Origin of the sequence: Pseudidiomarina woesei, assembly GCF_001418345.1 — a bacterium.
GTDB classification, from domain to species: Bacteria; Pseudomonadota; Gammaproteobacteria; order Enterobacterales; family Alteromonadaceae; genus Pseudidiomarina; species Pseudidiomarina woesei.
Genome location: NZ_LIPW01000009.1, coordinates 18136 through 43890, shown reverse-complemented (window position 1 = coordinate 43890; position 25755 = coordinate 18136). Strand labels below are relative to the sequence as shown.

At 45.5% G+C, this 25755-nt stretch carries 33 protein-coding genes; 8 read left to right on the top strand and 25 right to left on the bottom strand.

Annotation, left to right across the window (positions count from 1 at the left end; genetic code table 11):
* Positions 1–2: 2 nt before the first annotated feature.
* The 5 genes from rpsH to rplN are packed head-to-tail and all read right to left on the bottom strand — an operon-like array spanning position 3 to position 1994.
* Positions 3–395, bottom strand: a complete 393-nt coding sequence (gene rpsH, locus ASC40_RS10780) for a 30S ribosomal protein S8 (RefSeq protein ID WP_055439823.1) — start codon at positions 393–395, stop codon at positions 3–5.
* Between the two features lie 26 nt (positions 396–421).
* Positions 422–727, bottom strand: coding sequence for a 30S ribosomal protein S14 (gene rpsN / locus ASC40_RS10775; RefSeq protein ID WP_055439822.1), 306 nt, complete (start codon positions 725–727; stop codon positions 422–424).
* Positions 728–738: 11 nt separating this feature from the next.
* Positions 739–1278 carry a 50S ribosomal protein L5 gene (rplE, locus tag ASC40_RS10770; RefSeq protein ID WP_055439821.1) on the bottom strand — a complete coding sequence of 180 codons (540 nt, stop codon included), beginning with the start codon at positions 1276–1278 and terminating at the stop codon, positions 739–741.
* Positions 1279–1299: 21 nt separating this feature from the next.
* On the bottom strand, positions 1300–1614 hold the full coding sequence (gene rplX / locus ASC40_RS10765) for a 50S ribosomal protein L24 (protein ID WP_055439820.1): 315 nt from the start codon (positions 1612–1614) through the stop codon (positions 1300–1302).
* An 11-nt stretch (positions 1615–1625) separates the two neighbouring features.
* Positions 1626–1994 (bottom strand): 50S ribosomal protein L14, encoded by a 369-nt coding sequence (gene rplN, locus ASC40_RS10760; protein WP_055439819.1) that lies wholly within the window; start codon positions 1992–1994, stop codon positions 1626–1628.
* Between the two features lie 456 nt (positions 1995–2450).
* Here rplN and ASC40_RS10755 point away from each other — a divergent pair, with 456 nt between their 5' ends.
* From ASC40_RS10755 to ASC40_RS11810, 6 genes are read left to right on the top strand one after another with little or no spacing between them, the layout of a single operon-like run.
* Entirely contained in the window at positions 2451–5240 is a 2790-nt protein-coding gene (locus tag ASC40_RS10755) for a monovalent cation/H+ antiporter subunit A (protein ID WP_055439818.1), read from the top strand.
* A complete protein-coding gene (locus ASC40_RS10750; protein ID WP_055439817.1) occupies positions 5240–5584 on the top strand; it encodes a Na+/H+ antiporter subunit C in 345 nt (114 codons plus the stop codon). Before ASC40_RS10755 ends, ASC40_RS10750 begins: the two co-directional genes overlap by 1 nt.
* Positions 5584–7098, top strand: a complete 1515-nt coding sequence (locus ASC40_RS10745; protein WP_055439816.1) for a monovalent cation/H+ antiporter subunit D — start codon at positions 5584–5586, stop codon at positions 7096–7098. Before ASC40_RS10750 ends, ASC40_RS10745 begins: the two co-directional genes overlap by 1 nt.
* Positions 7088–7579: a Na+/H+ antiporter subunit E gene (locus tag ASC40_RS10740; RefSeq protein ID WP_055439815.1), complete on the top strand. Its 492-nt coding sequence runs from the start codon at positions 7088–7090 to the stop codon at positions 7577–7579. Before ASC40_RS10745 ends, ASC40_RS10740 begins: the two co-directional genes overlap by 11 nt.
* A complete protein-coding gene (locus tag ASC40_RS10735; protein ID WP_055439814.1) occupies positions 7573–7842 on the top strand; it encodes a K+/H+ antiporter subunit F in 270 nt (89 codons plus the stop codon). The genes ASC40_RS10740 and ASC40_RS10735 overlap by 7 nt, the downstream gene beginning before the upstream one ends.
* Positions 7843–7859: 17 nt before the next feature.
* Complete coding sequence (locus tag ASC40_RS11810) at positions 7860–8222, top strand: Na+/H+ antiporter subunit G (protein WP_141656149.1); 363 nt, start codon at positions 7860–7862, stop codon at positions 8220–8222.
* Here ASC40_RS11810 and ASC40_RS10730 read toward each other — a convergent pair.
* The 14 genes from ASC40_RS10730 to queE all read right to left on the bottom strand — a co-directional run bounded on the left by ASC40_RS10730 (position 8131) and on the right by queE (position 17996).
* Positions 8131–8928 carry a hypothetical protein gene (locus ASC40_RS10730; RefSeq protein ID WP_055439813.1) on the bottom strand — a complete coding sequence of 266 codons (798 nt, stop codon included), beginning with the start codon at positions 8926–8928 and terminating at the stop codon, positions 8131–8133. The genes ASC40_RS11810 and ASC40_RS10730 overlap by 92 nt on opposite strands.
* Positions 8918–9400, bottom strand: coding sequence for a tetratricopeptide repeat protein (locus tag ASC40_RS10725; RefSeq protein WP_055439812.1), 483 nt, complete (start codon positions 9398–9400; stop codon positions 8918–8920). The genes ASC40_RS10730 and ASC40_RS10725 overlap by 11 nt, the downstream gene beginning before the upstream one ends.
* A complete protein-coding gene (locus tag ASC40_RS10720) occupies positions 9393–9761 on the bottom strand; it encodes a DUF192 domain-containing protein (protein ID WP_055439811.1) in 369 nt (122 codons plus the stop codon). The genes ASC40_RS10725 and ASC40_RS10720 overlap by 8 nt, the downstream gene beginning before the upstream one ends.
* Complete coding sequence (locus ASC40_RS10715; protein WP_055439810.1) at positions 9758–10558, bottom strand: type II secretion system F family protein; 801 nt, start codon at positions 10556–10558, stop codon at positions 9758–9760. The genes ASC40_RS10720 and ASC40_RS10715 overlap by 4 nt, the downstream gene beginning before the upstream one ends.
* Complete coding sequence (locus tag ASC40_RS10710; protein ID WP_055439809.1) at positions 10548–11408, bottom strand: type II secretion system F family protein; 861 nt, start codon at positions 11406–11408, stop codon at positions 10548–10550. Before ASC40_RS10710 ends, ASC40_RS10715 begins: the two co-directional genes overlap by 11 nt.
* Complete coding sequence (locus ASC40_RS10705; protein ID WP_055439808.1) at positions 11399–12571, bottom strand: TadA family conjugal transfer-associated ATPase; 1173 nt, start codon at positions 12569–12571, stop codon at positions 11399–11401. The genes ASC40_RS10710 and ASC40_RS10705 overlap by 10 nt, the downstream gene beginning before the upstream one ends.
* Entirely contained in the window at positions 12561–13787 is a 1227-nt protein-coding gene (locus ASC40_RS10700) for a type II and III secretion system protein family protein (RefSeq protein ID WP_055439807.1), read from the bottom strand. The genes ASC40_RS10705 and ASC40_RS10700 overlap by 11 nt, the downstream gene beginning before the upstream one ends.
* Positions 13771–14523, bottom strand: a complete 753-nt coding sequence (locus ASC40_RS10695; RefSeq protein WP_055439806.1) for an SAF domain-containing protein — start codon at positions 14521–14523, stop codon at positions 13771–13773. The genes ASC40_RS10700 and ASC40_RS10695 overlap by 17 nt, the downstream gene beginning before the upstream one ends.
* A gap of 9 nt (positions 14524–14532) precedes the next feature.
* The gene (locus ASC40_RS11895; protein WP_157558845.1) at positions 14533–14700 is read right to left on the bottom strand and encodes a hypothetical protein; all 168 of its coding nucleotides are present in this window, start codon (positions 14698–14700) and stop codon (positions 14533–14535) included.
* On the bottom strand, positions 14693–15208 hold the full coding sequence (locus ASC40_RS10690; protein ID WP_055439805.1) for a hypothetical protein: 516 nt from the start codon (positions 15206–15208) through the stop codon (positions 14693–14695). The genes ASC40_RS11895 and ASC40_RS10690 overlap by 8 nt, the downstream gene beginning before the upstream one ends.
* A complete protein-coding gene (locus ASC40_RS10685) occupies positions 15199–15738 on the bottom strand; it encodes a hypothetical protein (RefSeq protein ID WP_055439804.1) in 540 nt (179 codons plus the stop codon). Before ASC40_RS10685 ends, ASC40_RS10690 begins: the two co-directional genes overlap by 10 nt.
* Complete coding sequence (locus tag ASC40_RS10680; RefSeq protein WP_141656148.1) at positions 15738–16925, bottom strand: hypothetical protein; 1188 nt, start codon at positions 16923–16925, stop codon at positions 15738–15740. Before ASC40_RS10680 ends, ASC40_RS10685 begins: the two co-directional genes overlap by 1 nt.
* 1 nt (position 16926) lies before the next feature.
* Positions 16927–17223, bottom strand: a complete 297-nt coding sequence (locus ASC40_RS10675; protein WP_055439802.1) for a Flp family type IVb pilin — start codon at positions 17221–17223, stop codon at positions 16927–16929.
* A gap of 80 nt (positions 17224–17303) precedes the next feature.
* Positions 17304–17996 (bottom strand): 7-carboxy-7-deazaguanine synthase QueE, encoded by a 693-nt coding sequence (gene queE, locus ASC40_RS10670; protein WP_055439801.1) that lies wholly within the window; start codon positions 17994–17996, stop codon positions 17304–17306.
* 80 nt (positions 17997–18076) lie between these two features.
* Between queE and queC the strand changes: the two genes are divergently transcribed.
* A complete protein-coding gene (queC, locus tag ASC40_RS10665) occupies positions 18077–18730 on the top strand; it encodes a 7-cyano-7-deazaguanine synthase QueC (RefSeq protein ID WP_055439800.1) in 654 nt (217 codons plus the stop codon).
* 19 nt (positions 18731–18749) lie between these two features.
* Here the strand turns inward: queC and nagZ are convergent, their stop codons facing one another.
* Positions 18750–19769, bottom strand: a complete 1020-nt coding sequence (nagZ, locus tag ASC40_RS10660; protein WP_055439799.1) for a beta-N-acetylhexosaminidase — start codon at positions 19767–19769, stop codon at positions 18750–18752.
* A gap of 136 nt (positions 19770–19905) precedes the next feature.
* On the opposite strand from nagZ, the gene ASC40_RS10655 reads away from it, so the two are divergent.
* Complete coding sequence (locus ASC40_RS10655; RefSeq protein ID WP_055439798.1) at positions 19906–21222, top strand: S41 family peptidase; 1317 nt, start codon at positions 19906–19908, stop codon at positions 21220–21222.
* On the opposite strand, the gene ASC40_RS10650 is transcribed toward ASC40_RS10655, so the two are convergent.
* The 5 genes from ASC40_RS10650 to serB are packed head-to-tail and all read right to left on the bottom strand — an operon-like array spanning position 21219 to position 25658.
* Positions 21219–21965, bottom strand: coding sequence for an ABC transporter ATP-binding protein (locus ASC40_RS10650; RefSeq protein ID WP_055439797.1), 747 nt, complete (start codon positions 21963–21965; stop codon positions 21219–21221). The two genes, ASC40_RS10655 and ASC40_RS10650, sit on opposite strands and share 4 nt — an antisense overlap.
* Complete coding sequence (locus tag ASC40_RS10645) at positions 21958–22911, bottom strand: FecCD family ABC transporter permease (protein ID WP_055439796.1); 954 nt, start codon at positions 22909–22911, stop codon at positions 21958–21960. The genes ASC40_RS10650 and ASC40_RS10645 overlap by 8 nt, the downstream gene beginning before the upstream one ends.
* Positions 22908–23642, bottom strand: a complete 735-nt coding sequence (locus ASC40_RS10640; protein WP_055439795.1) for a substrate-binding domain-containing protein — start codon at positions 23640–23642, stop codon at positions 22908–22910. Before ASC40_RS10640 ends, ASC40_RS10645 begins: the two co-directional genes overlap by 4 nt.
* A complete protein-coding gene (radA, locus tag ASC40_RS10635; RefSeq protein ID WP_055439794.1) occupies positions 23639–25000 on the bottom strand; it encodes a DNA repair protein RadA in 1362 nt (453 codons plus the stop codon). Before radA ends, ASC40_RS10640 begins: the two co-directional genes overlap by 4 nt.
* Complete coding sequence (gene serB, locus ASC40_RS10630; protein ID WP_055439793.1) at positions 24993–25658, bottom strand: phosphoserine phosphatase SerB; 666 nt, start codon at positions 25656–25658, stop codon at positions 24993–24995. Before serB ends, radA begins: the two co-directional genes overlap by 8 nt.
* Positions 25659–25755 lie beyond the last annotated feature (97 nt).

The following is a 25755-nucleotide window of genomic DNA, read 5'->3' as shown; positions in this document are numbered from 1 at the left end:
CGTTACGCTACGTAACCAATAACTTCACCGCCAAGACCCGCTTTGCGAGCGGCACGATCAGTCATTAGGCCTTTAGAAGTTGAGACAACTGCGACACCTAAACCACCCATAACTTTAGGTAGTTCGTTGCGTTTCTTATAGATACGCAAACCAGGGCGACTTACGCGCTCAATTGATTCGATAACAGGCTTACCTTCAAAGTATTTCAATGTAACTTCTAGTTCAGTTTTCACTTCACCAGAAACACTGAAATCCGCGATATAACCTTCTTCTTTCAGAACTTGGGCAATAGCCACTTTCTGTTTAGAAGCAGGCATGCGCACGGCAACTTTGTTAGCACCCTGAGCGTTGCGGATGCGTGTGAACATATCCGCAATTGGATCTTGCATGCTCATATTTGCTTTCTCCCGTGACTCGTGGCTTACCAGCTAGCTTTTTTCAAGCCAGGAATTTCACCGCGCATCGCTTTCTCACGTACTTTGATACGGCTCATGCCGAACTTACGTAGGAAACCGTGTGGGCGGCCCGTTACGCGGCAGCGATTACGCTGACGGCTTGGGCTCGAATCACGAGGAAGACTTTGCAATTTAAGCACGGCTTCCCAACGCTCTTCGTCCGAAGTGCTCGGATCGCTGATCACATTTTTCAGTGCGATGCGTTTTTCTGCGTATTTAGCTGCTAGCTTTTGACGCTTCAGCTCACGCATTTTCATTGACTCTTTTGCCATAACTCTACACCTTACTTCTTGAACGGGAAGTTAAAGGCAGCGAGCAAAGCGCGAGCTTCGTCATCAGTGCCTGCAGTAGTGGTGATAGTGATGTCAAGACCACGAACCTTATCAACTTTATCAAAGTCGATTTCAGGGAAGATGATCTGTTCACGCACGCCCATACTGTAATTTCCCCGACCGTCGAAAGATTTCGGGTTCAAACCGCGGAAATCGCGAATACGTGGAATTGCAATCATGATTAAACGTTGCAAAAAGTCCCACATACGCTCGCCACGCAGAGTCACTTTACAGCCAATTGGGTAGCCTTCACGGATTTTGAAGCCAGCGACAGATTTACGAGCTACAGTGCGTACTGGACGCTGACCAGAAATAGCTTCTAGGTCGGTTACTGCGTTGTCGAGAATCTTTTTGTCTGCCAGAGCTTCACCCACACCCATATTGAGTGTGATTTTTTCAATCCGAGGGACTTGCATGACGCTGTTGTAGCCGAACTGTTTAACCAGTTCAGGAACTACTGATTCTTTGTAAAAATCATGCAGTTTCGCCATCGTAAAACTCCAAATTAAAAATTAAATGATTGCGTTGTTAGACTTGAAGAAACGAACTTTTTTGCCGTCTTCAGTCTTGAAACCAACACGATCTGCTTTACCAGTCTCTGGGTTGTAAACCGCAACGTTAGAAACGTGAATTGCTGCTTCCTGCTCCACGATACCGCCAGCTACGCCCAATGCAGGGTTTGGCTTTTGGTGTTTCTTAACGATGTTTACGCCTTCAACGAATACACGATTCGAAGCGGTATCGACTTTCAGCACTTTACCGCGCTTACCCTTGTCTTTACCTGCCAGGACTACTACTTCATCATCACGTTTGATTTTTGCCGCCATATCTGGACTCCTTAAAGTACTTCTGGTGCCAGAGAAACAATCTTCATGAACTGCTCAGAGCGCAATTCACGAGTCACTGGTCCAAAGATACGAGTGCCAATCGGTTGCTTGTTATTGTTCAACAAAACAGCCGCGTTGCGGTCAAAACGGATGACTGACCCGTCTTGACGACGGACGCCTTTCTTGGTGCGAACGACCACCGCATTCACAACATCACCTTTCTTCACTTTACCGCGAGGAATCGCTTCTTTAACAGAAACTTTGATGATATCGCCAATGTTTGCGTAACGGCGGTGCGAGCCACCCAGAACCTTAATACATTGTACGCTGCGTGCGCCGCTGTTATCAGCCACGTCCAGAGTAGTTTGCATTTGGATCATTGCAGTGCTCCGCTTTATGTAAAAAACAGACCCTCTCGGGTCGCTGTTGTCCAGTTACTCGCCAATACCCTTTCAAATACAGCTCGAAAGAATTTAGAGAATAAAAGACTTCCCCTTATAAAAAGGGCGGCGAATTGTAACAGATAAAATTTTCAGATGGTAGTGCGATGTAAGAAATAAACTAAGAAAGTTTATTTCTATGTGCAGAAGGATTCTCGAGCAAGGATATTCGATAGGAGAACTTGGTTTCACCGCTTCAAACACGAGCGACAATTTTAACACATAGTGCAAACTAAAATCACTAAATTACTGTACTTATTTATGAGATCAGATATTTCGAATAGCACGATAATTGGCTATGTTACAGCGTCGATTCAATTGGCAAGCACATGAGCTAAGTGGTAAATTCTTTAACATATTCGACTGTAAATTAAATTTTCTCGCTTAAGGGTACACATGAGTCTAGCCATAATTGTGTTAATACCGTTCATTGCCGCTGTATTGCCTTTACTTGCGCGCCAACGTTCACGATTGATGATTACGACCCTCACCGCGACTGCAACCGCTACGAGCTTCGGTCTATTGCTAGCCTTAGCGCCCGCAGTGCTTAATGGCGAGACGCCACAATTTTTCGCTACTTGGCTGCCAAGCCTTGGCTTGGATTTCAGCTTACGACTTGATGGTCTTTCGCTGCTTTTTGCGACATTAATTTTGGGAATTGGTCTACTCATCATCATTTACGCCCACTATTATCTCAGTGAGAATGATGATAGCGGTCGTTTTTTCGCATGCATGTTGTTGTTTATGGGCTCAATGCTCGGCATCGTCACATCCGACAATCTCATTTTATTATGGATGTTCTGGGAATTAACGAGCATTTCTTCCTTCTTACTTATCGGCTACTGGTTCCATCAAAGCAATGCACGGCGTGGCGCGCGAATGGCGCTAGCGATAACAGGGGCCGGTGGTCTTGCCTTGTTGGCCGGTATTTTGCTAATCGGAAACATTGCCGGTAGCTATCAACTTGAAGCTATTTTTGCTGCAGCCGACGAGATTCGTTCTCACAGCCTTTACTTACCAGCTTTGCTTCTTGTGCTTTTAGGGGCGTTTACCAAATCTGCGCAATTTCCGTTTCAATTTTGGCTACCCCACGCTATGGCTGCGCCAACACCAGTAAGTGCATACTTGCACTCAGCGACCATGGTTAAGGCGGGAATATTTTTATTGGCGCGACTATATCCAGTTTTAGGTAGCACTCCAGAGTGGTTTACCATTGTTACTTTAACTGGCTTAGCGACCATGCTGTTTGGCGCGTATTTCGCACTGTTTAAAACTGACTTAAAAGGATTGCTAGCGTTTTCAACAATAAGCCACTTAGGGTTGATTACCATGTTGTTAGGCTTAGGAACAGCCGGCGCATTATTAGCAGCATTATTTCATATTCTTAATCACGCGACGTTCAAGGCCGGCCTATTTATGATAGCCGGCATCATTGATCACGAAACCGGAAGTCGCGATCTACGAAAACTAAGTGGGCTGAGGAAGGCTCTGCCGTTTACCATGGTATTGGCTGTGATCACGTCTGCCTCAATGGCCGGCGTGCCTCTGTTTAACGGTTTCCTATCGAAAGAAATGTTATTTGTAGAGTCAACCGAACAACACCTGTTCGGCGGCTTGTCATGGCTAGTTCCGGTGTTAGCAACCATTGGCGCTATGCTGTCAGTTGCTTATTCAATTCGCTTCGTGCACGGCGTGTTTTTCGACAAGGTTGCTACTAACCTACCAAAGCAGCCACATGAGCCGCCTCTAATGATGCGTGCTCCTGTCATTCTTCTAGCAATGCTATGCGTGGCAGTGGGTATAGCGCCGATGTTCTTTGCAGCTGATATACTCTCTGCAGCGATGACGATAGTAAGCCCTTACTCGTTTGAAGTTGATATTGCTATTTGGCATGGTTTTAATTTGCCGTTATTAATGAGTGCTCTTGCGCTCATTGGTGGTGTTGCCATTTATGCTAACCGCGACGAATTACTATCGTTTAGTCGACAGTTTGAACACCACGATGCCAAGGATGTTTTTGCGCGAATTGTCAAAACTGTAACGAATACCTCAGATAACCTTATGAACCGTATTGAAACAGGTTCTCTGCAACGCTACATAGCCGCCATGTTAGGCATCACAATAATTTTTGTACTACCTGAGCTGTATAATATTGTGCAGCTCGACGGTGGCCGCGAACATATGCCAGTCAATGCCGTCAGCATTGTCGGCGCCATTATTGTCGTTTTAGCCGCAATCGGCACCGCCGCTTTTCATCACCAGCGCCTAACCTCGTTGATGATGTTGTCGGTTGTTGGTCTTATGGTCTCGTTAATATTTATCCACTTTTCCGCGCCCGACTTAGCAATGACACAGTTAGTGGTTGAAGTTGTAAGTATTATTCTGATGATATTAGCGTTGTTTTTTATGCCACAACGCATACCAAAGGCATCAAGTGGTGGCCGTGTCGCTCGAGACATACTGCTAGCTGGTTTTGTCGGCGGTATTGTTGGTAGCCTCAACTATGCAATATTAACTCGACCCGCTAATAGTATTTCGGAATTCTTCTTAGCTAATTCCGTGTCCGGAGGCGGTGGAACAAATGTGGTTAACGTTATCCTCGTTGATTTTCGTGGCTTTGATACCTTAGGAGAAATAACCGTTTTAGCTATTGCTGCTGCAGGTATTCACAAGCTACTTAATAATTTGCGGCCGTTTATGCCATCCAGTGATGTCGACGGTAGACCATGGCATCGTGTGAAACATCCACTATTGGTGCAAACCGTTTCACAGGCTATTCTACCGCTAGCGCTGATGGTATCTGTTTATATATTCCTGCGTGGTCATAATCTTCCTGGCGGAGGATTTATTGCAGGGCTGATTACTGCTGCAGCAATGATCTTACAGTATATGGCGAACGGCGTAGACTGGGTTAAACATCGTTTTGATTATAACTATCAAACGCTTGCATCAGTGGGCGTCATGATAGCGCTGTTCACGGGGCTGGGTAGCTGGGTCTTTGGCAAAAATTTCCTAACTTCATGGTTCACCCACGTGCATTGGCCAATTGTTGGCGAATTTGAAATTGCCACTGCAATTTTGTTTGACTTGGGTGTCTATTTAACAGTTATTGGCGCTACCTTAATGATTCTAGCCAACTTTGGTCAAATGACGACTCGTCACCGCCCACGTCAGGAGAAGCACTAATGGAAGCTCTTTACGCAACAACCGTCGGTATGCTCACCGCATGTAGTATTTATTTGATACTGCGCGGCCGGTCCTTCCCTATTGTTATTGGCATTACGATGCTGTCGTATGCGGTTAATTTATTCCTATTTTCAACGGGCCGCTTAGTAATGAATGAATTACCTATTATTGGCAATCAAGCCAGCTACACCGACCCACTCCCACAAGCGCTTGTTCTTACAGCAATTGTTATCGGATTTGCTATGACCGCTTACTCAATTATATTGGCCGTACGGGTTCGTGGAGAACTAGGCACCGATGAAGTAAATGAGCCGGACTCTAGCGATGCGGAGGGGCAACGTTAATGTTATCTCAGCATCTAGTCATACTGCCGCTACTAATTCCAATGGTAACGGCGCTTCTGCAACTTTTGCCTTGGGGAGAAAGCCCACAGCGCTATCGTCGCGCGCTTGGCATGCTCTCGTGCACTTTGTTAATTGTGTGCGCCACATTTTTACTTATCTCGTCAGCTTCGTCACCGCTAGTGTACGCTTTAGGCAGCTGGCAAGCCCCATTTGGCATTGTGCTAGTTGCCGACGGCTTATCTTCTCTGATGGTGCTATTGACAGCAGTGCTGGCATTCCCGGTATTGTGGTTTGCCTGTTACGGCGAAGATAACTTAGGCTCGCATTTTCAAGCGCTATTTCAGTTTCAATTGCTTGGTATTATTGGCGCATTTTTAACAGGCGACTTGTTTAATCTGTTCGTGTTTTTTGAAGTACTACTTATTTCTAGCTATGCATTATTGATGCACGGCGGTGGCAAGTTGAAATTAAGAGCCACCTTACATTACGTACTTTTAAATTTAACCGGCTCTGCCGTTTTCTTAATTTCCTTAGGCGTGCTCTACGGCATTACTGGCACCCTAAACATGGCCGATTTAGCCTTAAAAATTGCTACGCTAGAAGGCGATAATGCAAGTATTGCAAGAGCCGGCGGCTTGTTACTTCTTATTGTTTTCGCTTTAAAAGCCGCATTACTTCCTCTCTACTTCTGGTTACCTCAAGCCTATGCCATGACTACCGGCACGGTCGCTGCATTGTTCGCGATTATGACTAAAGTTGGTATTTACGCGATTATTCGGGTATTTACCTTGATATTTGGTGATGATTCGGGGGCAGCAGCCTTGCTAGGTTACGATTGGTTGTGGTGGCTTGGCCTCGGTACTCTTGCTATTGGTGCCATTGGTGTGCTCGGCAGTCGCGATTTACGTCTCGTTATTTCCTATTTGGTGGTGATATCTGTAGGGACCATGCTTACCGTATTCAGTATGAACTCAGAGCGCTCTATTTCCGCCGTAATGTATTACATGCTGCACTCCACTTTAATTACCGCTGCGTTATTTCTGCTTGTTGACGTGATAGCCAAGCAACGCGGTAAAACAGCATCGCGCATTATTAAAGGGCGTCGTATGGCGCAGCATGCAGCCCTAGGCATCATGTTTTTCATTGCGGCCATTGCAATTATTGGCATGCCACCATTTTCAGGCTTTATTGGGAAACTACTTATCCTTGAAGCGGCTCGCACGGGAGCACAAGTTGCCTTGCTTTGGCCACTGGTGTTAGGAAGCACATTTTTAGTGATGGTTGCCTTATCGCGAGCAGGGAGCCGCATGTTTTGGCACACATTTGAGGGCAAGCCTGGCGATGTCACTCATCCGCAAGGCCAACTCATTCCAATTGGTATGCTGTTAGCAGCTATTATCGGCATTACCGTGTTTGCCGACGTTATTAATCAATTTGTCGAACGTATAGCCTATGATGCTATGCACCCTGCCGCTTATATCGAAGCTGTATTGGGAGGGCCTGATGTTAAATAAAATACTACCGGCACCTTTTTTAAGCCTATTTTTGCTCGTTTTTTGGCTGTTACTGCAAAATACCATTAGCGCGGGGCTGCTCATCCTAGGCGTCATTTTAGCCATTCTCATACCGCTATATACCAATAGAGGCAGGGATTTCCCTGCGACCATCTACCGTCCGTTTAAAGTGGTTGAGTATTTTGTATTGCTGCTGATCGATATTCTTATCTCTAATTTGAACATCGCTGCAATTATTCTTATGCCGTCACGAAAAATTAAGCCGGCACTTATTGAATTCCCACTAGATATTGTCGGTGAAGTACCAATAACGGTGCTGGCAAGCACCATTAGTTTAACGCCTGGAACCATTACCGCAGAAATTCGACGTGATGGCCGAGCATTGCTCATTCATGCACTTAACGTACATGACCCTGATAAACTGATCCAATCGATTAAGCAGCGTTACGAAATGCGATTAAAGGAGATATTCAAATGCTAACCTTTGCCGTGCAGTTTGCGTTTGTAATTTTTTGTATCGCGCTACTATTAAACTTATGGCGATTGTTCCGCGGGCCTGATTTACCAGACCGCATACTAGCGCTAGATACAATTTATATAAATTCATTAGCATTACTCGCTCTTTTTGGCATTTGGCACAGCACCCCGTTCTATTTTGAAGCGGCATTATTAATTGCCATGTTAGGGTTTATTGGCACCGTCGCCGCAGCGAAGTTTCTGCTTCGCGGTGACATTATCGAGTAACGTAGAGGTACAATATTGTGACACAACTTCCTAGTTGGGCTGAGTGGCTTGTATCTAGCTTAATTATTATCGGCGCGTTATTCGCGTTGGTCGGTTCTATCGGTTTAGCACGGTTGCCGGACTTTATGGCGCGTTTACACGCCCCGACAAAAAGCACAACACTTGGTGTCGGGGGCGTTATTTTAGGCTCCATTGTTTACTTTTCAGTGTCGTCAACGTTTTCGTTCCACGAACTGCTGATCACTATATTTTTGTTTTTAACGGCACCAATTAGTGCGCACCTGCTTGCTAAAGCGGGCTTACACCTTGAACTGCGGCGCGTTGAGAACACCCGCGACTTGCGCAGTCAACCGCGTCAATATTCAGATGAAGATGATTAGCGATTCCTTCTTGAGAGGTCATGTATTGATCAAGCTGAACATACAGAACTTTGATTTTATTGGTTAGCTCGTCTATCGCGTTGAGTTGTGTGTTTGAGTGGAAACTGTCAGTGACCAAAGCCTGAGGGTAATCTATTCTTGCGGTCTGTAATGTATGTGTTTCAACTGCTCCCACCCGCGTACCAGCATTCACAATCAGCTCATCATTGATGCCAATTTGACCAACGTTATTGATGTTATAATTATTCATATCAAGCGCCGTGGTAATACTCGTATTAATAAATCGAGCTATTAACGATGGTGGAATCGCTGTATCACTCATAGGGCTTAAATCGACGTCTAACGTTGCAGCTTGGTTTCCAGTTACATAGGGTACCAGCCCTCGTGCAAGCGTTTTTTTCTCATCTATAGTCACCTCAGTTAAACGAACTCGGAATCCTTCTGGAATTCTAAATCCATCAATAAATGAGGGCTCACTCTGCAGTCCAAATTCATTACGAACGTCGACCAGATCATCTGGCCATTGCCCCCTAACTCGGTAATATTGAATCACTGCTTGCTGCCAATGCCACCACGTCATATGTTTATATCTTAGTTTTTGCGCACTTAAACCTGCCTCTGAAGGCAGCCAAGCGATAACAGCAAGCCCCAATAGAGCAGACAATACAGCAACAATAGGTAAGGCAATTCCACGATTATTCTTCATGACCGTTGGCACCTTTAGTGAGGCCATCCGCAATACCATGCAAGCGCAACAACTCACGTAATAGCAACTGATATTTACCAACTAAAACCTGGTCATGTTCGGTGGTTAAGTAAGCACTTCCGCTAAGTAACGTTTCGCTTGCGTCTCGCAGTTTTACAGCGGTTAAATTATGCCAAATAGCAATATTTTCGGGCTTGATAGACAGGCACTTCTGGTAAGCATTGTTGGCAGCTGTGTACCGATGTAATCGATAGTGAATATGGCCGAGCTGACACCATGCTTCAGAGTGTTCAGGCATAACTCGAACTACGTCTGACCACAGTCCCTCAGCAGAGTGTAAATCGCCATTAATATAGGCTTGTGTGGCTAGCTCTTGCATCTGCGCAATAGTCTCAAATGAAGCATCATTGGTTTTACAGCCCAGCAACTCAAAGCTAATTAATAATACAATTGCCCATTTAAAGTTATTCATAGCATAGCTCCTTGTTGGCGAACTCTAAATAATCACCTATCCATGTTTCTAACGGTAGAGGGCAGCCGGCTTCGCACTCAATAATTGAGTCGACACCTGCTAATCGAACCACTTGCGCCGGCTGCACATTTCTAACCACAGTTGCAATGCGAAGTTGCTTATCTAAACCAATAACATCAATTGCGAAACGCATTCCCCACGTGTGAATTGCGTTGCACCGAGGAAACCAAAAAGCCCGTTGGGGAGACGCTACACGCAAATACAACATACCTACTAAACGTTGCGGAAAGTATTCCATAACTTTGACTTCTCGCCATATACAACGTCCGGACTTACGCAGAATAAAACGTCCTTGTTTCATATCACTCCTCCAGTTATAAACCCAATGAAAACCGGCCCTAGAATTAGCAACATAGTGACCGGGAAAAAACAAAATATGAGTGGGAACATCAATTTCACTGATACTTCTTGTGCCCGCTTTTCAGCTTCTAATAGTTGTTGCTGTCGACATTGTTCAGCTTGACGCTGCAACGTTTTGGCGAGCTCGCCTCCAGTTACTTGAGCTTGTTTCACTGCACCAACAAACAATTGAATCCAGGGGTGGGAAACTCTTACACTCAGAGCATCTAAAGCCTGCTCTAGCGAATAGCCACTTTGTTGTGCACGTTGCACGCGGGTCATTTCCCGTAAAGCAGCTGAATTGTTGGGCGCGCATTGAAAGGCATGTAACGTGGCTCTAAATGAAAGGCCGGAGTGCATTAGCATTGCGGTCATATCCAGTGAGTTTGGCCATTCACGGAGAACCTTACGCACATACTGTTTACGGAGCTTTCGGTGATAAAGCGTGTACCAAACCAAAACAACCAGAAAGCCCAATTTCAATGAAAAACTAATAGGTAAGAGTACTAGCAAAGTCAGTGACACCAGCTGTCCTAACCGTAACGCTATCCATTGGGTAATCGTTTTATCTGTGGTCTGAGTAACTGCGTAATAACGCAGACGCTGCAGCCAAACACTTGGCAGTTTCGAAACCCAAATATTCAGGCGACTATGCAACCAAGTACTGTGTTGCAGCTTGGTCAGTAAAAACCACCAAAGCCCCGATAATATGAGGCTCTGCAAGACAATTGTAGTGATTAGCGCTAACTTAGTCGGCATATGCCATTCCTAATACTTTTCGAATGATGATATGTCCGCATATCATCAAACCTAAGCAGGCTATCAACAACAGGTTGCCAACAGAAGTTTCAAGCAAGGTCTGAGTGTTTTCAGGATGCATATAATGCAGCACAGCAAAGAGTCCAACCGGTAGCAGCAACATAACCTTGCCTTGCATTCGGGCTTGTGCAGAAAGACTCTTCACGCGCTCTACAGCGTAATGTTGCTGCCGCAGTGACTGGGTAAGTCGCTGCAGTACAACCACTTGCTGAGCACCATGCTGTAGGCCGAGATGAACAGTTAGCAAAAACTGTAGCACTGGTTCACTACTAATACGCTGGTAAAAGTTTGCTAATGCTGGATAAATTCCGTCCCCGGTTTTGGTTAAACGCACCATCAGTGCCCATTCTTGTCGAAGCGGGCGTGGTATCTGCGGCGCTGTTTGCTCTAAGGCAGCTTGAAAACTTAACCCTGCGCTTATTGCTGTGACTAGCAAATCGAGACCATCTGGTAACTGGCGACTTACTTGATTTAACCGTCGCGCAAGTAAGGCGTTTTTTATAAAGTAAGTACTTATCACGCCGGCCGCGGCAACTGCAGCGCCAACAACAAAAGAGAATGACAAGCCAACAATCACGGCAACTGGCGCTAGTATTATGGAAAATTTAGTCCAGAATTGGCTCGCCGGCATATAGATAAGAAAATCAGCCAAAGACTGCTCGGTGCTCTGCTTTAACCATTCTCGCAAGCGAGGTTGCCAGAAGCGTACCGTCACAAATAGTACATAGGTAAAACACAGCCAACACGTCAGTATTAGTGCGCCCAGAATCAATTGCTGATTTAATGCCATTCAGATAATACTCCCGTATTTTCAAGACCAGTCTGACGGCGCACAAACATCTGGCTCAACTGAATAACTTGTGCATCAATGCCAGTAACCTCACAAATTTCAGCAACTACGCGACGCCCATCGCTTTGTCGCTGAATCTGCACGATCACATCGATTGCCGATGCAATTTGTTGTCTTATAGCCATTAACGGCATATCAAAACCAGCCATCAACACCATAACTTCTAGGCGTTGCAGAGCGTCACGCGCAGTATTTGCATGAAGGGTTGTTAATGAACCTTCGTGTCCGGTGTTCATTGCCTGAAGCATATCTATGGCTTCAGCACCTCGGCATTCGCCAATAATGATTCGATCGGGACGCATCCGTAGCGCATTGACCAGTAAATCACGAATAGCAATAGCTCCTCGGCCCTCAGCATTTGCTGGCCGAGCCTCTAACGCAATTAGGTTGCTATGCGTCAACCTAAGTTCGGCTGCATCTTCAATGGTAACTAAGCGCTGAGCAGGGTTAATGTGACTTGCTAAGGTATTGAGTAACGTAGTTTTTCCAGTGCCTGTTCCACCAGCGATCAAAATATTTCTGCGCTCGCCAATAGCCTTTTGCAGATAACTAACTGCCGACTCTGATAGTGAGCCTTGATTAACTAATTCAGCAAATTGCAATTGGCGAGTTAGAAACTTCCGCACCGTCAAACAACTTCCGTTTAACGCTACTGGAGATAGAACCGCATTGATACGTGAACCATCGGGCATTCTTGCATCAACCATAGGTTGAGAACTATCAAGACGGCGGCCGAGCGGCGTAATGATTCGATCAATTACTTGAATAAGCTCTGCTTCATTTTTGAATACCTTATCTGAAACCGACAGCTGTCCATTTTGCTCAACAAAAATAAGGTCGTATCTATTTACCATAATTTCTGAAATGTTAGGCTCATCAAGCAACGTGCTTAGCGGGCCGAAACCGACACAATCGTTAACAATATCAGTAACGAGAGTCGACCAATTTTCTGTTTGCTGCTGAACCTCTAGTGACCAATAATCATGGATTAACTTAGTCGCATAATTCATTAGCTGTGTGTGGTTCATTTGCTCAATGTTTTTTTCACTGCGCTGAAGAGCTTGCTTTAAAAGCTCATGAGCAATTTCTTTGTTAAAGACCATCAATTAACCCCACACATGAAGCTTGCATGCGAAAATCGTCGATAGCGGCTTGGGCATTTTCGATGCGAACGTTATGTTGATCGATATCGTCTTTGAATTGCGGGCTAACGATGACAAGCAGCTCAGTTTCTGCTGAACGAAACTGCTTAGACCTGAACAATCCACCAAGAATGGGTAGCTGATTAAGAAACGGAAATAGGTCGGCTTGGGTTGATTGCTCTTGACTCAACAATCCAGATAGAACTATGAGTTCTCCACTTGCTGCGGTAATAGATGAGCTAACGCGGCGGGTTAACATTCCAGGAATACCATTGACACTAGTTGCTGGATCGATGGTGCTGATTTCAGCTTTTATTGAAGTAGATATGCCTTTCTGTCCTAAATCGACAGGCGCCATATCTAATGCTATCCCGTACTCTCGGAAAGATACATCTTGTAAACCTTGGCCAACAACTTGGGGGATTGGGAACTCTCCTCCGACCAAGAATTCTGCTTGTTGCCCACTAGCTGCAACTAATTTCGGCTCCGCCAGTATGCGCGCATGTCCACTCTGCTCAAGTAAGTTTAAGGTTGACTGAATCTCTACCGGCAAGGTTATCCAGTTTTCGGCACTCTCACTAATTTGCGGCCCAGTGTAAGAACCTGGCCAACGAATACCCAATTGGCGCGCATATTGCCTTTTCACCTCTAAAATCTTCACTTCTAGTTCAATCATTCGCCCCTGTTTCTCGGGTTCAACGCTGACCTGTAGCAACCAATGTTTGTGTAAGGCTGATTGCTGTTTTAATAACTCATATTTTGACTTAGAAAGTGAGCCAGAAATAAGCACAAAATTTTCATGTTCACTAATTGATAACTCTGGCATGTGCTCAGACAACCAAGCAAGTTGCACTTGTTCATTTGTAGGAGCTAAAGAAGCAATAGATATACTTATCCGGTGTAGTTTATTTTTATCTTGATAGCGAAGTAGTAATTCTGTGTGCCCATTTTTCAATGCCTTAATTACTAACAGTTCTTGATCTACTAGCTGTACGGAAAGCAACTCTTCATTGCCAACAATGACGTCAGACACATCACCGACATCAATTACATGAACTTCACCAAGCTTTAGTTGAATTGCCTGCTCACGCACAGAACTAGCAACACTAACGTGCGAATACGCTGCTAATAGGAATATTGTGGCTAATAGCCTAGCTAAGCTAAAAAATATTGGCATTCGCGACCTCCTTGTCGGCGTTTAGGTAATGAATTGCTATAGTTTTGGCTCGGGTGGTTGTTTGAATTTGGCTTTGCGGATGTTGCAGCCAAACAGCAAATCCTTGTCGTCGCATTTGCTCAAAAGTAAGCGCTTGTGCGGTGGAAAAAGCAAAGGTTATCGTGCTTGGAAGGTAATCATTATTGGTCAAAGCTAAGTGGTTAGGTTGGCTGTAATAATCTAGCGCTAACACTTCAATATTATTTAACATCAAACCATCTTCTTGAGCATTAAAACCTGCAGAAACCAAAGTGACTTGGTCACCAATCTGCAACAATCCGTTATGCAGTTGAGGTTTTGAGATCATACTGGTTACCGCGACATACTCGCGCTCTAAGTTTTCAGAAAAAGTCTTTGCCGCTAATGGTTCTAGTGTATCTGGAGATAATGGCTCGCCCTTTTCTATAAAACGCGCAGCTGCTAGTCCGATTATTAGCTCAGCATCTTCTGGACGTAACCAACTATCTTGAACTAAGGTTTGAGGATAGCTGCGCTTAGCTAACACAGCCGATTCAATAATGTCACCAGCAACAATACTTTGACGACTAACAAGTACATCAATGAACTGCTCTTGATGTTGTTGAATTTCCTTACTTGTTTGCTCCGCAACATATTCTTGAACAAGCTCATAACTGGCAAGACTAAGTAACAGTGCGAAGCTAAAAATACTAATGATTTTGATGCGCTGCGCGGCCATGACTCCCCCTTAAAACACTAATGGATTTAGCAGAAATCGATTCCATATCCATTGAAAGTGGACAATCGAGCTTTCTGCAATGTGACTAAGCAGTTGCCATAATGTATGACCTTCAGCGGTAGCGGGAAGCCACCATATAGCGCCAAGTACCGCTGTAAGCATTAACACTTCAATCATGCTCTGCCCGCTTTGAGCGCACCACAAAGGTGTAGGTAGAGTTGCCTTGCGCAACAACGAAAATGTCGGCTTTGGGGGTATGTGTAACCAGGTGATAACGTCCATGTTCAATCTCCCTGAAAAACTGGATTCGGCCACTATTGCGCAGTCGAAAGCCCCTTACTAGGGCGTCAGCGCTGTAGCCACTCGAATACGTGATCATAACTAAGCTATCGATATGCTGTTGGCCAACTTCAAGACCAAACCAAGGGTGTCGTTCAACACTTTGTCGCTGCAGTTCTTTTTTAAATTCGCGAACATAATGCTGTTGCCCTAGCGACGTAACCACCCAAATTGATGTCGACGTTACACACCACAGGGTGTTTGCCATTTCTGTGTAATGCTGGCAGCCTAAATTGGTTGTTAATTCCAAAGCAGCATAGTTTCTGTTCAACTGCCAAAGTGGTAAGCCATCCATATTATTAATCTGCTGAGCATTTGCCCATAACCAAGCTGCTGCTACTGACATTCTCTGTCTCGGCAGGTAGCACTTTCAGGAACAACATCGACATCTACTTTTCCAAGATGCAAATCACTCGAACGTAGTTCTTTGGCTAGCGGAATAATACTTACCACATCAAGCAATGCGCTCAGACCAATTCTGTTCAAATGATGAGTTGCCGTAAGTTTCGCTGGACGATTAGATAACTCATCCGACGAAGATGCTTCCCACGCGTGGGTTAGCCGAGCCAGCACATAAGGCGATTGTTCATATCCAACACTTTTTAAGTTATGTACTGGAAAGTCTGCACCAATTAAATAACGAAAAGCATTCGTGACTGGGGCAGCGTTATCAGAGAAAGCATCATTCTCAACCGGCCGCCATTGAGAGTTTGACAAAGGTTGAAATAGGTTATTTCGCATGTCATTTAAATAGCCATGTTGGCTATTTAGCGCTTGATTAACCTCGGCTATTGCCCAAGTTAAAAGACTACTTATTACCCCAAGCGCAAGAATAAACTCAAGCATGCCTTGTCCAGTTACGTGAGCTTTATTCATTATGATTGCGCCGCACGAAATTGCGTAATCATAAGTTTTTCTGCGGTCGTGAGCTGCTGCAGCTCAGGTTGCCACAACGCATTGTATAGGTTCGCTTTTTCTGGCTTGTTATCAGCTCGGGGAAAGACGCTTGCTGGGCGACTATAACGAACTCCGGCTTTTGCCACAGCCTGCTCAAAAATAAGCAATACCTTTGGCCATTCTGCGGCACTCAGATCGTCACGATCAAAGTAACTCGAGCTATTGACTCGCCCCTTCGCCACTTGGTCAGTCAAAGCCCACTGTGTTGCTCGTGGATTAGTTCTCGCGCTAGCTCCAAACTGTGTGGGATCTGCACGGCCAATTCTCTCGCCTCGATAAGAAACGCCATTTCCCCAAGGTATTTCTTCGCGGCGAAATAGCATATCTATATGCACGGCAACAGTATCGAGCGCTTGCCATGACCAATCGCCATGACTTGATATGACCAGTTCCGTGCCACCGGCTTTCTTACCTTTAACTAAACCAGCGTTGAACCAATTAAAAGTACGAGACTTGGAAAAAGGATCACGGCTGCGGCGTATCAGGTTAGCTAACCTTTCATCGTCATTGGTTGCTGATTGTAGTGGGATAAACGTCCACCATAACCATGGAAAATTTACCAGTCCGGGGCTATGTACCAAAGACCATTGTTCGCTCTCAATATTTTGCAGGCGAGCAAGTTGCGCAAGGCTTTCTGGAATAATCTGAGCAAACGAGAACCGAACTGTCACTTGCGCCAGTTGTATAGCGGTAATCAAAGTCTCTTGTAGCGCTAAACCTATTTGAATAAGCTGCTGTAATGGTCTATCGATAGTTGCGATAATTCGCGACAACTGCGCAGTTACTGCATTAACATAGGGAACCCAAAATGTGACCAAAGCTAGACGCTCTGACGCAGAGTCAATATTGCTATACCAGCTGCTGAGTCCAAGCAACTGGGCTTGGGCAACCTGGTTCGCTACGATAGCTCGGTTAAATACTGCCAATATGTTCATCTCACGCGCCATTATTGTGGCAGCACTGAGTACCATAGCGTCCGCCGCACTTTGTAAATGCCAACGCTTTTGTATTTCATGCTGCGATGATGCAATACCCACAAAAAGCGCCAGCAAACCAGCCAGCACCGGTATCATCAGTGTGCTCAAGTATCCGCGAGAGTAATGCACTTTAGTTCTCCGAATCAGTCACTTCGTCGTAATTGCCTAGGTTGACATCTTGTCGCCCCATTGTCTGAGCTCGCCGCGCTGCAGCTCTGGCGCTCGTTAACTGATCAGCTGAACTTTGGCCAGTTATTTCACTTGCAATACCGGCAACTTGCCCACGTACCGTTTTACCAAGCATGGAGTAAACACCGATTGCAGCAACTGCAATTAATGCGACGATAATAATGTACTCAGTCATGCCTTGGCCGCGGCAATAAGCCCGAGAAAAAGTGCGGATGTGAATAGATTGACGCTGAAACATAAGAGCTTCCTCTTGCGGTAAACAATGGAAGCTCAGTATAGAAAGGTAAAAACGGAAGGTTTTGAAGCTGAGGTGTTTACTTACTCAATATTAAGATACTTGTGTAGCTGTACTGAAAGACGCCAATTGCGTTCAATACAAACGCGCATAGCAAGCTCAGTTGCTCGCGGACGCTGACTAATAGGCTGTAAAGCAATGATCGCCTTTGAGTTAGGCGGACACGAACGTAAGAGTTTATCAAATTGATCAATATGCTTTTGCATCGCCACTGGATATTTGATTTCGTTCGCTCGTTTCATACAGTCAGGGCGCACTAAATACCCACCTGGCATATCTAACTTTGGCGATACCGTAACCCACGTATTGTCGGTAGTGCGAATTTCGAAAGTTCCGCTGGTTTCAATTTGCAATTGATACCCAGCCTGCTCTAGCGCCTGACCAAGTGGCCGCAGGTCATACATTGCTGGCTCTCCCCCAGTAATGACAACATGGCGAGCGGTATACCCTTGCTGCTCAAATAAATTCAGCATTTGTTGCGGCGTTACGTTTGCCCAAGTTGAACTGGGGCCTTGCTTTTCCACAACGGCGGTTATCGAAACTTCATCTTCAGGTTTGTGTTCCCAAGTATGTTGGGTATCACACCACGGGCAACCCACTGGACAGCCTTGCAGCCGAATAAACAGCGCAGGCACTCCAGTGAAAATACCTTCACCTTGAATGGTCTGAAAAACCTCGTTAATTGGGTACAGGGTGTTAATGATCTTCTCCAACAATTTTTATTTGTTTTAGGCTACAATATGGCGCCTTATGAGTGGCTATTTTAACGTAGTTTTCGGCAAAAAAGGATCGAGCGATGGCAAAAGTTGTAGTTATTTATTCAGGCGGTATGGACTCGTTCACAGTATTGAACCATGCCATTCATGCTGGTCATGACGTTTTCGCCCTGAGTTTTAATTACGGACAGCGTCATGTGCGCGAGTTAGACGCCGCCGCTGAAGTATGTCAGTCGCTTAAAGTACCTCACAAAATTGTTGATATTACGGCAATGAATAGTTTGATGGCCGGTAGTTCATTAACTTCTGATATTGATATTCCTGAAGGCCATTATGAAGAGAAGTCGATGCAGTCAACGGTGGTGCCAAACCGAAATATGATTTTACTCTCGCTCGCTATCGGTTATGCGGTAAGCATTGGTGCTGAAGCAGTCTATTATGGCGCCCATTCAGGTGACCATGCAATTTACCCAGATTGCCGCCCCGAGTTCGTAAAAAAAATGAACGACGTGAGTTTAATTGCTAACTATGAGCCCGTTCGCATTGAAGTGCCATTTTTGCACAACGACAAAACTGAAATTCTTGCTGCAGGTTTAGCCATGGGCCTTGATTATAGCCACACTTGGACGTGTTATAACGGTCGTGACAAAGCTTGTGGTAAGTGCGGGGCCTGTGTGGAACGGCTTGAAGCTTTTGCAGCCAATCAACAAACAGACCCGTTACCATATGAATAATTGAAGCAAATGCTTTAAATTAGTCGGCAGCGAGCTTTTTTAAAATACCCTGTGCGGCATGCCAGCGTGGATGATTTAACAATACAGAACGTGTCATCCCAGCTGGTTTCGCCAGCAATTCGTAACACTTCGTATTGTGTTTTTGTGATGACTCAAGCCTCTGCTCTAACGCGTCAATGACTTCCACTGCACCAGCTCTATCATTACACACTAGAACCATATCGCATCCGGCATCAAGCGCGGCATGGGCGCGGTCTGTCATAGAACCAGCTACCGTGGCACCAGCCATACCTAAGTCGTCACTAAAAATTATCCCTTTGAACTGCAGTTGAGCTCGCAAGATGTCCTGCAACCAATAACTCGAGAAACCAGCTGGTTTGTCATCAACAGCGGGATAGATCACATGTGCAGGCATTACCGCATCAATACAAGTAGCTAATTCAACGAACGGTGGCAAATCAATGTCACGAATTTCTTCCCAGCTACGTTCGTCAACTGGAATTTCAAAATGCGAGTCAGCACGAACGGAGCCGTGACCAGGGAAATGTTTACCCGTTGCCTTCATTCCGGCTTGGTGCATACCTCTTATGAATGCGCGGGCAATAGGAATAATGTCATGAGCGTGGGAAGCAAATGCGCGATCACCTATCACCTCGCTGATACCATTTACGTCGAGTACTGGCGCAAAACTCAAATCGATATCCATGGCTAATACTTCAGCCGCCATTAGCCAGCCTAACTCTTGCGCCCACTGTAAAGCTTCGTCTTCGTCAGCCGCTCTTTTAAAAATATCAGCCATGGCCGGAATTTTACTGAAGCCTTCGCGAAAACGCTGTACACGGCCACCTTCGTGGTCCACCGCCAAAATAAGTGGGTTACGTGCTGCCGCTCTTGTTTGCCGCACCAACTCCATAAGCTGCTCAGGATCATGATAATTACGACTAAAAAAGATAACGCCACCAACAGCTGGGTGCGCTAATAACTCACGCTCTTCAGCAGTGAGCTCAAATCCTGTTAAGTCAATCATTACAGCGGTCATACATCAATCTCATGAAACGAATCTGGCAGGCAGTGTGCCAAATTTCCTTGCAGGCGTCACTAGGGAAAGTTTGGCGATTAAGTAAAAATCTGTCATCTTTATAGTTAAATCCTGTTGCTTGTAAGAGATACTCCATATGAAATCAATACAGAAGTTTACATTATCTGTGGTAAGTACCGGCCTATTACTTGTTGGTTGCAATAGTGATGACCCAATACCGCCATTGCTTGGCCAATGCAGTACAGCAGATGAACTCAACCAGTTTTATAACTATATGAATGACAACTATTTCTGGAACGACGATATGCCAGCTAACGTCAGTCCAGGGAATTATTCAAATGTTTATCAGTTACTCGAAGCTTTAGTCGTGCCAGAAGACCGATTTAGCTTTATTCTCACCGAGGATGAGTACCAAAGCCGCTTTGTTAATGCCGAATATGTCGGATTCGGCTTTAGTTCACGCCAAGTGGGTAACCAAGTATTTATCAATTACGTATATGCCGACTCGCCCGCTGATTTAGCCGGCATAAAGCGTTCCGATGAACTAACACATATTAATGGCGAGTCGGTCCAGACACTTATTCAACAGGGCCGTTACGATCAAGCATTAGGTTCAGCCACTGTGGGTGTAACGCTCGAGCTAACTTGGCGTGATAGACAGGGAATAAGTTATACCGAAGCTGTAAGCAAAGAACTGGTAGAAACAAACACTGTGCTTGCTGCCGAGGTGCTGGATATAGACGGCCGAGACGTGGGTTACTATGTGCTAAACACCTTTATTAATCGGACCGGAAGTGATTTAAACAATGCTTATAATCAGTTTACTGGTGTTGATGAGCTTATTATTGATGTTCGTTACAACACGGGTGGGCTAACGCGTTACGCTAATCAAGCGTCTACGCAAGCAGCTGGCAACAATGTTATTGGCGAGGTATTCACTAAATACTTGTTTAATAGCAATAACACCGATATGAACTTTATTGAGCAATTTCAACTCTACGATGGAATTCGTCAACTTAATTTAGATCGTGTCTATGTATTAACCACAGCGTCAAGTTGCTCTTCATCGGAGTTATTAATTAACTCTCTTGATCCGTTTGTCGAGGTTGTTGTCATTGGTGAACCTACTTGTGGTAAGCCGGTTGGTCAGATACCTGAGCGTTTGTGTGACAAACGTACTTTTGTCGTTAATTTCGAAACCGTCAACGCGCTCGACCAAGGTCGCTATTTTGACGGTTTAGCTCCGAACTGTTCAGCCAGCGATCAGCTAGTGGGTGATTGGGCATCGCCAGATGATCCAATGCTACAAGCAGCAGCTTATCATATGATTTATAACCAATGTCAGGCAGTTGGTTTTGACGCTCAAAGCAGCAACACAAGTCAGTCTTCACAGGCCGCTGATGCTGATTTCAAACCTAATAATCTTGCAGAACTGTGGCGCTCCGAGCATTAGCCTTTTAGTCTGCTAGCCAACATGGCGACACCATTATCATTGCATAACCAGTCGACACTAACTTGAAACGTATGTGCCAAGTTAGTGTCGCTTAGCACGTCATTTGGATCACCAAAGGCAACTGCTTCCCCTTTGTCGAGCATCAATATTTGATCACAGTATTGGGCCGCCAAAGCTAAATCATGTAACGCAATAACAACCGTGGCACCTTGCTTAACCCGGCTTCTTAGCCAGTCCATAGTTAAGAGTTGATAATATAAGTCAAGCCCTGATACCGGTTCATCAAGTAACATTAATGAACGATTACCTGTTGCCATACAAGCAATAGCGACACGCCGTTGTTCACCACCGGAAAGTTCTGTGATCGGACGGTTACTAAGATTATCAAGCTGGAAGCTTTTCATGGCATTTTTCTGCCAACGTGCAAGCTCAGCTGATGAAGCCCGAATATTCATTTGACTAAGTTGCAGTAATTCTGCCACCGTAACCGGTTCATTAAATTGAGAAAACTGTGGCAGGTAACTTAGCAATTGGCGGCGCTTATAAGCTGAGTAGTGGCGTAAATCAGTCTGCTCATATTCAACCTGCCCTTGCTCAATGTGGGTAAGCCCCGCGATAGCTTTTAGCAAGGTTGATTTGCCCGCGCCATTTGGCCCGATAACGCCAACCAACTGGCCGCTGGGTACGCTAACTGACAACGAGGATAACCGGTTGCTGATGTTTAAATTGACAACCTCAAGCATGTATCCTCCGTTGACGAATTAACAACACCAATAGCCAGGGCGCACCAATTAGTGCAATAACAACACCCAATTGCAACTCCACACGAGTGTTCAAGCTCTTCACCAAGGCATCTACCGCCACAAGCAAAACGGCACCGCCCAGAGCGCTTCCTACAATAATCGATAGCGGTTGGCGAATACCCAATAGACGAATTAGATGTGGAGCAACTAAACCAATAAAACCGATAATTCCTGCGCTAACAACCGACACGGAAGTTAACAAGGCAACAGCTAGAAGTAACATAAACTTGCTGCGCGAGGTCTGAAACCCCATGGTTTCGACAACCTGCTCGTCAAACACTTGAACTTGTATGAAACGTCGCTGCCACCACAATATTAGTCCGCTAACTAAAATGGCCGGCAGTACCAACCAAACATATGGCCAACCTCGGTTAGCGACAGAGCCCATCAACCACAACGCCCACTCTTGAAACGCAAAAGGGTTTGGCGCTAAGTTCAATACGACGGCTATAATGGCACCAAAAATTGCGGCTAAAGCTACACCAACTAAAATAATCCGAACTCCATGCGGATAGCGGCCCGCAAATAGCCATAGACAAAGTAACGCACCTAAACCACCCAGCATTCCAATAAACGGCAACCCAAGACTGATAGGGTCAAACTGCCCCAGATACAGCGCCACCACTGTTGCTACGGCGGCACCACCGGATATCCCCGTAATTCCTGGCTCAGCTAAAGGGTTGCGCAACATGAGCTGTAGCACGGCGCCAGCAACACCCAGTGCTATTCCGTTGCAAGCTGCTAAGACCAAGCGTGGTAGGCGAATTTCCTGCAATATATAACTTTCAAGCGGCGTGTTTGGAATCAACGACCAACTATTACCGCCACTGCCTAAGTGCCAAAGCACAGTAAGGAACGCAATTAATGCAGCCAATATCCATTTCATATACTCGCGGCCTTTTCGAAATATGTGACCGCTTGCTGCGCGGGACAACCACTCACAGCGCTAGAAATATGGCGCAGCTGGCGTTCGTTTAACCAAGGCTGCAACGCGTTGTGCCAAAGCCATTCGTTCGCTCTGGCATAATCGCTAGAGAACCCATCAATAACAACACGTTGCGGTTGTAGTTGAATAAGTTCCTCCAAACCTAACTGATGTAGCACTACATTTTCATCGACTACCATGACCCGCGCGCCGAAAACACGCAGTAAATCAACCGCAAAACTCTTTCCACCCCAGCTGTACTGGTTAGGCATAACAAAGATAATTGATTTGTCAGTCGCCGTTATCGCCTTTATTTGATGAGTTTGCTGCTCAGCCCATTTTTGTACCGGTATCTGCATTTGCAATTGCGTACCTAAGTTATTCAACGTAGCTTGCCACTGCAGCCAACTATTTGGCTCAGTAACCTCGACCGCCATGGCGGTTTTATTGAGCTCAGTAACCAAGCGCCGATTTGTATAAGTACCATAGAGAATTACATCGGGTTGTAACGCTAATAAACGCTCTAACCGGTTACCATGCTGCGTGCTTGGTATAAACTCATGCTCACTTGGCAACCACTGCGGCACCCACTCATCAAAGCAAGGGTTCAGCGAAGCAATCCGAGTAGTGGCTTGCACGTTGCTCACAATGCAAAGCAGCAGAATATTTACCCCGAAAGACACTAGTTTCACAGAGCGTCTACCGCCTCTTGCAAACTTTTCACGCCGACTATGTGCATGCCCTCAATTGTCTCTTTAGGCTTATTAGCAATAGGCACGATTGCGCGCGTGAAGCCATGTTTTGCAGCTTCATGCAAACGTGCTTGGCCGTTTTGTACGGGCCTAATCTCACCTGACAAACCAACTTCGCCAAATACAATGAGTTCACGCGGCAAGGCTTGCTCGCGAAAACTCGACACAATAGCTAACAACAAAGCTAAGTCAGCACCAGTTTCCATAACTCGCACCCCGCCTACCACATTGACGAACACATCTTGGTCGGACATATGAAGCCCACCATGACGATGTAGTACAGCCAACAGCATAGCTAATCGCGTAGTTTCCATACCCACTGCCACACGACGTGGATTTGCTAGCTGGCTTGCATCAACGAGTGCTTGCAGTTCAACCAGCAATGGCCGCGTACCTTCCCAAATAACCATGACCACCGAACCACTACCGTGTTGTTCTCCACGTTGTAAGAATATTGCCGACGGATTGGTAACTTCTTTGAGGCCTTGCCCTGTCATTGCAAAAACGCCAAGCTCGTTTGCTGGTCCAAAACGGTTTTTGTGACCCCGTAATGTACGGAACCGTGAGTCAGTGTCCCCTTCAAGTAAAATCGAGCAATCGATACAATGCTCAAGTACTTTGGGCCCAGCTAACGAGCCATCTTTGGTTACATGACCAACCATAACGATAGCAACACCATTTTGTTTAGCGTAACGTGTTAAAAAAGCGGCGCATTCTCGCACTTGTGAAACACTACCTGGCGCTGATTGAATATCAGCCAAGTGCATAACCTGAATCGAATCGATGACCATGACCTTTGGATGCTCGCGATCAGCCAAATTACAAATGGTTTCTACCGATGTTTCAGCTAGCATGCGCAGTTTATTGGTGGGCAAGTTCAACCGCTGAGCGCGCAGTGCTACCTGTTGTAATGACTCTTCTCCAGTAACATATAACACGTTCATGGCTTCTGCGAGTCGACACATGGTCTGTAACAAAAGCGTACTTTTACCGGCTCCCGGAGACCCACCTATCAAAATTGCTGAGCCGGGCACAATGCCACCACCGAGCACACGATCAAACTCAGCAAAACTACTACTAAATCGAGGGAGCTCTTCTAGGTTTACTTCATTCAGCGTTTGCACTTTGGCTTGCGTTGCCCCCGCGTAGCCTCGGCGTTCCACCGCCGCCGTTTTAGTACTACTTAGTCGTATCTCAGTAATAGTGTTCCAGGCCTTACACTCTGGACATTGGCCTAACCAGCGCGCAAAATCAGCACCACAATCATTGCATACATATGCTGTTTTAACTTTAGCCATGATTATCAAATACCTGTGCTTCAAAATAATGGGCTATTGCCATTAGGTTTGGTTCATCAACCGAAAGGTTTGCATGTTGTTGCAGTGCAGGCTTGGCACAAAACGCGACGCCAAAACCAGCAGCATTAAGCATGGGTATATCATTCGCACCGTCACCCACCGCTAATGTTTGCTGTGTTGGGATTTTTAATTGCTCTGCCCACAGTTTCAAATAATCGGCTTTGGTTTGTGCATCTACAATTGGCGGTACAACAGTTCCGGTTAGTTTATTATTTTTCCAGTTCAAGCAGTTAGCATGGGCAAAGTCTAATCGCAGTTTGTCTTTTACTTGGTCAGTAAACCAGGTAAAACCTCCTGACACCACTGCTGTTGTCCAACCATGCTGATGCAGCCACGCAATAAAGCCCTCAGCCCCTTTGGTAAAGGGAATAGGGTTAAATAATTGCTGTAATTGAGCCTTAGAAATACCCTCTAGCAGGGCAACTCGCTGCGTTAAGCTTTGTGCGAAATCAAGCTCGCCGCGCATTGCGCGTTCAGTGATAGCGCTGACTTCCTCTTTTTTACCTACAAGAGCAGCTATTTCATCAATACACTCAATGCTTATTAAAGTTGAGTCCATGTCAAACACAGCCAAACCTGGTTGGTTAAAATCTAGCATCGACGTTTTGTTCCTACCAATAAGTTGATGATTAGCATTCAGCGCATACACACTGGCTTTTAAATTTGATGTTACATATTGTTATTAAAGATGGTTG